The sequence below is a fragment of the Micrococcus sp. HSID17227 genome (assembly GCF_003989405.1).
GTDB lineage: Bacteria > Actinomycetota > Actinomycetes > Actinomycetales > Micrococcaceae > Micrococcus > Micrococcus luteus.
This window is the reverse complement of record NZ_RBLN01000104.1, coordinates 1-7,507: the sequence shown is the minus strand read 5'-3', so window position 1 is coordinate 7,507 and position 7,507 is coordinate 1. Positions and strand designations below refer to the sequence as shown.

Genomic DNA, 7,507 nt, shown 5'->3' with positions numbered 1-7,507 from the left:
CGGCCTCCCATCCCTTCTTGGCCGGGCCCGCGGCGCGGGCGAAGACGCTTTCCGGAGCGCCGGCCTGGCCGGCCCAGTCCTTGATCTCGTTGATGGGCTTGCGCTGCTTCTTCAGCTCGGCCAGCTCGTCAGCCTTGCCCTCGGCCTTGGCCCATCGGGCGATCTGCTGTCCGATGGCCCGGTTCTCCCGTCGACGCTTCAGCGCGGCCTCCCGTGCCGTTGCGTTCGGGGGGCATCGACGTCCGTGGGGACACCCCGCCTCGCCCTGAGCCCTGCACATGACAACCTCCTGGTCCGATCCATCCGCCCTGCACGGGCGCCTTCACTGACCACAAGGCCGGGCTCTCCGCGGCATGTCCCTAGCTGCTGACGAGTCCGTCAGGTCAGTCGTCCAGGCCGCGGGCCCGGCGTCTGGCGGACCGATAGGCGGCGATCATGACGATGGCCACGAGCACGGCGCCGGCCCCCAGGACCAGGGGGAGGCTGACGCCGACGCCGGTGTCTGCGAGCTCGAAGGCGGCCTGGTCTGCGGGGACGAGCAGGCCGATCTCCAGCAGGCTCTGGCGCACGGAGTTCATGGCGCTGGCGGCCCAGGCGGTGAAGGCGCCGGTGCCCAGGAAGAACACGCCGGCCAGGGTGATCCAGATGATGTCGGTGCCGTCGCTGGTGCCGTTGGTGTTCGCGCTCATCTCAGTTCTCCTCGTGTTCGACGTGGCGGGTGGGCAGCATCTCGGTGGCGGCCACGGAGATGCCGCCGGCCTCCCCGGTGTCGCGCTCGATGTACTCCAGGTAGATCCCGGCCTCGTCCTCCTGGGGGTCCTCGGCGAGCACCGCCCAGGTCTCGGCGTCGGGGTCGATCTGGATCAGGTCGCCGGCCTGCAACTCCTCGGCCGGGGACTCCACCGGCTCGCCGTAGCCCTCGAAGAGGTCCTGCTCGTCGTCGGGCACGTAGGGCACGTGCTTGCGCTCGGCGATCACGGGGCGGCTGGGGTCGGCCAGCACAGCCGGAGAGGGGCGCCCGGTCGGGCGTTCCTCGACCGCGGCAGTGGCGGGAGCAGTGTTCAGGGACTGCAAGGCCGCGAGCGCGCCGGCCGGGACGGCCGCGTTGGCGGCGGGCGCGGTGGCCGGCTGCACCTGGGGCTGGTCGGGGGCCTCGTAGACGCGGGCGTCCATGTAGTCGGCGTAGCTGGTGGGGTTCTCGTTGCCGTCCAGGTCCACCGTGACCGGATCGAGGATCTCCACCAGCATCTTCTTGTGCACGACTTCGCGGGGGCGCACCGCGGCGACGCGCTGGGGGTCGTAGTCGTCGGATCCCGGGTCGGGGTTGGGGGCGTAGATGGTCTGGATCATGACGGGCACGCCGGCGGAGTTCAGGGCCATGCCGCGGCCCTTGATGTGCCGGGGGATGGTGGTGCCGACCACGTAGGAGTCCCACATCATCTTGGCGCCGTCGGGGCTGAGGCGGGACATGGCCACGCGCATGCCGAGGTTGTCGCGGAACTCACCGGAGATGAAGCGGGTGTCCGCGCGCTGGAGGCCGATGAGCATGTGGATCTTCGCCGAGCGGCCCAGGCGTCCGATGTTGCCCAGGCGCTTGAGCACCGCGGACTTGGAGGATCCGCCCTTGGGCTTGACCTCGGCCCACCAGTCGTCGGCGGCCTCGAGCAGCGTGGTGGCCTCGTCGACGATCAGGGCCACGGGCTCGAAGTCGGCGGAGGTCGCCTTGCCGGCCTCGATCAGCGCGTAGCGCTCGTTCATCAGGTCGTGGGCGTCCTCGATCAGCTTCACCTGGTGCTCGATGCGCGAGGCCAGCCGTTCCACGTTCGGCCAGTCCCGCAGGCCGATGAACTCGATCCGCTTGCCGTCGATCACCCAGACCTTCCAGCCGGCCTGGGTCAGGCGCTGGACGACGTTCTGCTCCACGACGGTCTTGCCCGAGCCGGTGGTGCCGACCACCACCATGTGGGGTTGCTTGCGGGGGTGCCAGGAGAGCTGCTCGCCGTCCTCGTCCACGCCCAGGGGGATCTGGAAATCTCGGTAGTCGGCGTGGGTGCGCACCAGCGGGGAATGCTCCGGCGGGGGCAGGACCAGGGAGGGCATCGGCTCGCGGGCGGAGAACACGACGGTGTCCTCGACCAGGTTCCACTCCGGGACCCAGTCTCCGGGGACGCGGGTGGCCAGGACTCGCTCCACGCGCAGCCGCTTGGAGGCCATGGCCATGTTGCTGCCCTGCTCGTGGGCGACCTCGATGCGGGTCGCGTCGCCGTCGTCGTTGAGCTCGACCTTCACGCGGGCGGACTCGCCCAGCAGGTCCCGCACCACCCGGGATGCGCGGTCCACGGTCGGGTCGGTCTTCTCCACCTGCTCGGCCTCCACGGCACCGAGCACCACGCGTCGCTTGCGCGGCAGGTGGGCCTCCACCTTGTACTTGGCCCCGAGGCTGACCGAGGCGACCTCGGCCAGGGACTTCAGCCACTCCGGGTCTGGCACCACCCTCGCGTGGTAGGTCAGCTGCACCTGCTGGGGCAGGCCGATGAACCCCCCACGCCAGCGGGAGAGCTTCACCGCGGCCCGGGACGGCCGCGGGCGGATCATCATCACCGGGCAGATCTGCTCGGTGAAGTGGTCGGCGATCTCCGCCCGCTGCCGCGCCCGCTCGGCCACCACCAGGGATGCCGTCGAGACGCCGGCACCACCGCCGGCGACCGTGTAGGCCAGGGCCGGGTCCGTGGCGGCGAACATGCCGGCGGCCAGCGCGCCGGCGGCGACCAGTCCCGATCCGATCCCGAGGAACTTCGCCGGCTGCGGCTGAGGGGCCAGCACCCTGAGCCCCTCGTCGACCTCCTGGTGTGCGCCGGCCTGCGCCGTGCCCACACCCATCTGCGGCTCCATGTCCACGCTCATCTGCGGCCTCACCCTCTGGCCCCGAGGACGGGGCCGACGACTCTCGTTCACTGCCCATAAGGCCCGCCCGCGCCGCCGATGTCCCTCCCCCCGCCTCGCCGACGCACCCCACCCTCTGATCGCCTCCCGGTACCCCCTGTCGTAAAAACACAATCATGTGGAAGGCAGATCACCCCGGTACCCCCTTCCATGGACTTGACTCGTCGGGTAGCCTCCTCAGCGAGACGGAGTCGAGAGGAGGAGGCTAACCCGAGCGAATCAGCCCATTCCAGAGGGCAATATCTCGCTTTTCTTCCTTCCCCGTCCTTCAGGATTTCCCGATGGGTGGAGGCGCTCGTGTCGAGATGCAGCGAAGAGTTCCAAAACGCGCCAATTTGATTCATACGCCATGGAGCGCCTGGAACCTTGACATCCCGCCCAATGGCTGTCGAGATGCAGCGAAGAGTTCCAAAACGCGCCAATTTGATTCATACGCCATGGAGCGCCTGGAACCTTGACATCCCGCTGTCGAGATGCAGCGAAGAGTTCCAAAACGCGCCAATTTGATTCATACGCCATGGAGCGCCTGGAACCTTGACATCCCGCCCAATGGCGGCCCCGATGCCCCAGGGGCAGGCGCACCGCCCACGGCCGCGCGATCCCTCAGACCAGCCTGAAAGATGGGCACGGTGGCCACCGAGGGCCCAACCTGGGCCACCGGCGGATGTCGAGATGCAGTGAAGATTTCAGAAACGCGCAAATATGTTTCATACGCCAGGAAGCGCCTGAACGCTTGACGCTCTGTAGACCCGGGTGTCATTGACGAACTCCCGGAACCGCACATAGAACTGGAGATTCACTGAATGCTCGTCGTGCTCCGCGGCAACGCGGCCTCCGGCAAGACCACAGTCGCCCGTCTGCTCCAATCCCAGTTGGACGGTCCGGTCGCCGTGCTCAGCCAGGACCACTTCCGACGGGATGTGTACGCCGAGCGGGAGCAGGAGAGCCTCGCCCATGCGGACCTGCTCGAGGCGGCCGCGCGCCACTGCCTGGCCCGGGGCCATCACGTGATCCTGGACGGAATCTTCCACGCCGGCCGCTACGGGCCAATGCTCCAACGGATCGCCGCCGCCAGCGACGACGCCCGCTTCTACGCCTTCGACCTCACCTTCGCGGAGACCGTCCGCCGCCACGCAACACGCCCCAAGGCCGGCGACTTCAGCGCCGAGGAGATGGCCAGCTGGCACCACGGCTGGCAGCCCCTCGACTTCGTGGCCGAGCACCGCATCACGGCTGCAGAGACCCCGGAGGAGGTCGTGGAGCGCATCCTGCTCCACGCGTAGATTCCCTCGGCATGACCACGCAGCCGCAGAATCACATCGCCCCGCAACCGAACGTGGCGATCCGTCCGGCACGTCCTGACGACGGCCCGGCCCTGGCGGTCGTCATGGCGGCCCGTGGCGGCACACCGTCGGACCACGCTCCGGCCGCTCACTGGTTGCTCGACCGGGCCCCCGTCCTGGTCGTGGCCGAGGCCGCCCTGCCCGAGGGGACCGAGGTCGTGGGCTGGTCTGGTGCCACCCGGACCCCTCTGCATCCTGGAGGCCCAGCGCAGTGGCTCACTGCCGGGCTCACCGTGGATCCCGCCTTTCGCCACCGAGGCATCGGTCACCGTCTGCTGCAGGCTGTGATCGAGGCCGTCGGAGCGCTCCACGGAGACACCCTCCACAGCGTTGTGAATGCCCGCAATGCACCATCGCTCGCGTTGCACCACTCGCTCGGCTTCACGACCCTGGAGACCGGTCCGCGCTTCGCCGGCATCGAGTTCGACGGCGGCGTCGGAATCCTCCTGACGCGGCCCACGGGCGTCTCTGCCCAACCGCGGCGGGTCCTTACACTCCGACCATGACCATCCATCTGCGTCCCGCCGTTCCCGCAGACGCCCCGACTCTCGCGGCGCTGGCCGTGTCGCAGCGCGAGCATCTGGCCCCGTGGGAGCCGAAGCGCCCCGCCCGATGGTTCACCGAGGCCGGCCAACGCGAGACCCTCGAGCAGGCAGACCGTGACCGCGCCGCGGACCGCTCCTACGCGTACCTCATCACCGACGAGGTGGGCTCGATCTTCGGTCGTCTCACCCTGGCCAGCGTGGTCCGCGGGGCCGGCCAGTTCTGCTCGATCGGCTACTGGGTCGCCCGCGAGGCGACGGGCCGCGGCGTGGCGACCGCCGCCGTCGGGCAGGCCCTGGAGGTCGCCTTCGGCGAGCTCGGACTGCACCGGGTGCAGGCTGAGATCCTGCACCACAACCATACGTCGCGTCGGGTGCTGCAGCGCCACGGGTTCGAGCGTTACGGCCTGGCCCCGCAGTACCTGAAGATCGCCGGTCGCTGGCAGGACCACGAGCTCTGGCAGGTCCTCGCGCCGGCGGGGGGGGGGGGGGCAGCGGTGACCCCTGACGACGCCGCCCGGGAAGGACTTTCCACCAGCTCGGCCGCCTATGGCGCCCGCGCGGCCGAGTACACGGAGCTGCTGGGGACCATGGACGCCGTGGCCGAGGACGACAGGCTCCTGGTCGAAGCCTGGGCCGACCGGGTGGATGGGGTTCTGGCCGACGTCGGCTGCGGGCCGGCCCACTGGACCGCGCACCTGGCCTCGCGGGGCCATGAGGTGACGGGCATCGAGCCGGTCGAAGAGTTCGTGACCCACGCACACCGCACCCACCCGGAGGTACGCGTGGAGCCGGGCTCGTTCCAGACCCTGCCCGTAGCCGCCTTCAACGGGATCCTGGGCTGGTACTCAATCATCCACACGCCGCCGGTGGAGATGCCTGCCCTCCTGGAGCGCGCGCACCAGGCGCTGCGCCCTGGCGGGTCACTGCTGCTGGGCTTCTTCGCGTCAAACCAGGTGGAGGCCTTCGACCACGCCGTCACCACGGCGTGGCACTGGCCGGTCGATGGGCTCTCCCGCCTGTTGATCACGGCGGGATTCACCGTGCTCGACTGTGGCACACGGCAGGACGCCGGCGTACGCCGCCACGGATGGATCGAGTCCAACCGGAGCTGAGTCGTCTGACACTCTCCGCCCCAGAGCCCTCCAAGGAACTGCCCTTCACGAGTCGCGTGCGATCTTCGCCGCGTCTTGACAGTCAGCCACCACTCCCCCTCGAGCGCCGCAAACGGTCGTTTGTGGCCGGCGTTCCGGGCCTCCTGCCGCGGGCCGCCCCGACTCCACGCGTCCTGCACCGCCACCTTCCCAATGCCGACAACGACACCCCGACCCGCACGGTGAAGCGGTCCCCTGCCGCGAGGTAAGACCCCCGTAGCAGGTTCGCGCTCTCCGGACGACCGGAGCTCCAGGACCACGCCTGCTCAAGACGGCAGAAGCCCCATACGGCGGGTGCCTCGAGACCTCTGGACAGGGTGGCGGGGGTAGCCGACGGGCTCGCAGCAGGAAGCAGACGCCTCGACTCTCGGCAAGCTCCAGGAGAGGGGCGGCGCTGACAGACATGCGTACGAACACAAGTCCTCGAGCCAGCCCCCGTACAGACCAATGCCCACACGCGCAGCCGTCAACGTCTAGGGAATGGGCACCATTGCGGCCGTGCAGCCTCAGTACCGGGTCACCTTCAGGGTGGTGTTTGCGCAGGAGGCGGCCTTCTTCACCAAGAACGCCTTCTCCGTGGCGTCAGCCTTCAACCCCCAGCGGATCTTCACCGCGGTCCAGTCAGCGATGTACTTGCACTGGTTCTTCGGCGGCAGCCACTGCTCCGGACCGCGGGCCTGCTTGGCCGAGTTCAACGCCGAGGTCTGCGCGTTCAGCGACCGGGCATCCCCCAAGTCGTTGTAGAACGCCACCCGCTTGGCCTTGGTCCAGTACCGGGCTCCCGAGCCCCACGCCTCATGCACGGGCACCATGTGATCGATCTGCACCGTCGATGCAGACGTGTGCGTGCGCAGATCCCAGCTGCTCACCCACTTGCCCGTGGCCACCGTGCACTTACGGGCCGTCGTGAACTTCGGGGTGGTCTTGGACTCTGCGATCAACACCTCTGCCCGAGTGTTCTGGCAGTCCCTGTTCGCATCCTTCCAGTCCCCGAACTGGGCGGCCCGGTCATAGCCGGCATTGTTCTCCGCCGCGACCGGCAACGACGCCACAGCCGTGCGCAACGGGGCCGAGTACGTGGTGCCGGCTGCCGCCGATCCCGCACCCCCGAGGACAGCGGTGGCGACTAAAGCAGCAGCAGTGGCCAGAGAAGCCAGAGAGCGTCGTGACATGGGCGAGTTCCTTGCTCGAGCAGATGACGCGATGCGAGGGTGCATCGCCACCGATCCTAGGCAGAGCTACACCACCCCCCTGCCCCCTCTACGCCGGCGGCGTGGCTCCCGAACCGGTTATCTCAGATGAGGGGGCTTGCTCAGGTCGCTGTACGTTGTGCCTGTGGAGCAACTTGCAGATCGCGGCGTCATCCGCACAGCCCTGGACGACTTCGGACATGCCTGGAGTTGAGCCCCGCATGATGGTGTAACGCTCGGTGGCCGAGTTCGTCGTTGCGGACGAGGGCGCGGCCACCGTGAGATCTTTCGAGTTCACCTCTCACAGCACCCTCGAAAGGACATCATCACGATGA

At 68.7% G+C, this 7,507-nt stretch carries 7 protein-coding genes; 3 read left to right on the top strand and 4 right to left on the bottom strand.

From position 1 onward, the window contains the following. The 3 genes from D8M29_RS06875 to D8M29_RS06865 form a co-directional block, all read right to left on the bottom strand. On the bottom strand, nt 1-280 hold a 280-nt coding region (locus D8M29_RS06875; protein ID WP_148111537.1), incomplete at its 3' end, for a hypothetical protein. A gap of 103 nt (nt 281-383) precedes the next feature. Continuing rightward, nucleotides 384-689: a hypothetical protein gene (locus tag D8M29_RS06870; protein ID WP_123244246.1), complete on the bottom strand. Its 306-nt coding sequence runs from the start codon at nt 687-689 to the stop codon at nt 384-386. A 1-nt stretch (nt 690) separates the two neighbouring features. Then, nucleotides 691-2,904: a type IV secretory system conjugative DNA transfer family protein gene (locus D8M29_RS06865; protein ID WP_123244247.1), complete on the bottom strand. Its 2,214-nt coding sequence runs from the start codon at nt 2,902-2,904 to the stop codon at nt 691-693. 842 nt (nt 2,905-3,746) lie between these two features. Between D8M29_RS06865 and D8M29_RS06860 the strand changes: the two genes are divergently transcribed. The 3 genes from D8M29_RS06860 to D8M29_RS14170 are packed head-to-tail and all read left to right on the top strand — an operon-like array spanning nt 3,747 to nt 5,943. Continuing rightward, nucleotides 3,747-4,226: an AAA family ATPase gene (locus tag D8M29_RS06860; protein ID WP_036381849.1), complete on the top strand. Its 480-nt coding sequence runs from the start codon at nt 3,747-3,749 to the stop codon at nt 4,224-4,226. Between the two features lie 11 nt (nt 4,227-4,237). Further along, nucleotides 4,238-4,792, top strand: a complete 555-nt coding sequence (locus D8M29_RS06855; RefSeq protein ID WP_052006985.1) for a GNAT family N-acetyltransferase — start codon at nt 4,238-4,240, stop codon at nt 4,790-4,792. Then, nucleotides 4,789-5,943, top strand: coding sequence for a GNAT family N-acetyltransferase (locus D8M29_RS14170; protein ID WP_238693344.1), 1,155 nt, complete (start codon nt 4,789-4,791; stop codon nt 5,941-5,943). The genes D8M29_RS06855 and D8M29_RS14170 overlap by 4 nt, the downstream gene beginning before the upstream one ends. 545 nt (nt 5,944-6,488) lie before the next feature. On the opposite strand, the gene D8M29_RS06835 is transcribed toward D8M29_RS14170, so the two are convergent. After that, nucleotides 6,489-7,154: an HNH endonuclease family protein gene (locus tag D8M29_RS06835; RefSeq protein WP_060775773.1), complete on the bottom strand. Its 666-nt coding sequence runs from the start codon at nt 7,152-7,154 to the stop codon at nt 6,489-6,491. Nucleotides 7,155-7,507: the final 353 nt, after the last annotated feature.

What these genes read in the sequence shown, in the direction of transcription:
- D8M29_RS06835 (WP_060775773.1), bottom strand. Translation starts at nt 7,154, where the DNA reads ATGTCACGACGCTCTCTGGCTTCTCTGGCCACTGCTGCTGCTTTAGTC.
- D8M29_RS06860 (WP_036381849.1), top strand. Translation starts at nt 3,747, where the DNA reads ATGCTCGTCGTGCTCCGCGGCAACGCGGCCTCCGGCAAGACCACAGTC.
- D8M29_RS06855 (WP_052006985.1), top strand. Translation starts at nt 4,238, where the DNA reads ATGACCACGCAGCCGCAGAATCACATCGCCCCGCAACCGAACGTGGCG.
- D8M29_RS14170 (WP_238693344.1), top strand. Translation starts at nt 4,789, where the DNA reads ATGACCATCCATCTGCGTCCCGCCGTTCCCGCAGACGCCCCGACTCTC.
- D8M29_RS06870 (WP_123244246.1), bottom strand. Translation starts at nt 689, where the DNA reads ATGAGCGCGAACACCAACGGCACCAGCGACGGCACCGACATCATCTGG.
- D8M29_RS06865 (WP_123244247.1), bottom strand. Translation starts at nt 2,904, where the DNA reads ATGAGCGTGGACATGGAGCCGCAGATGGGTGTGGGCACGGCGCAGGCC.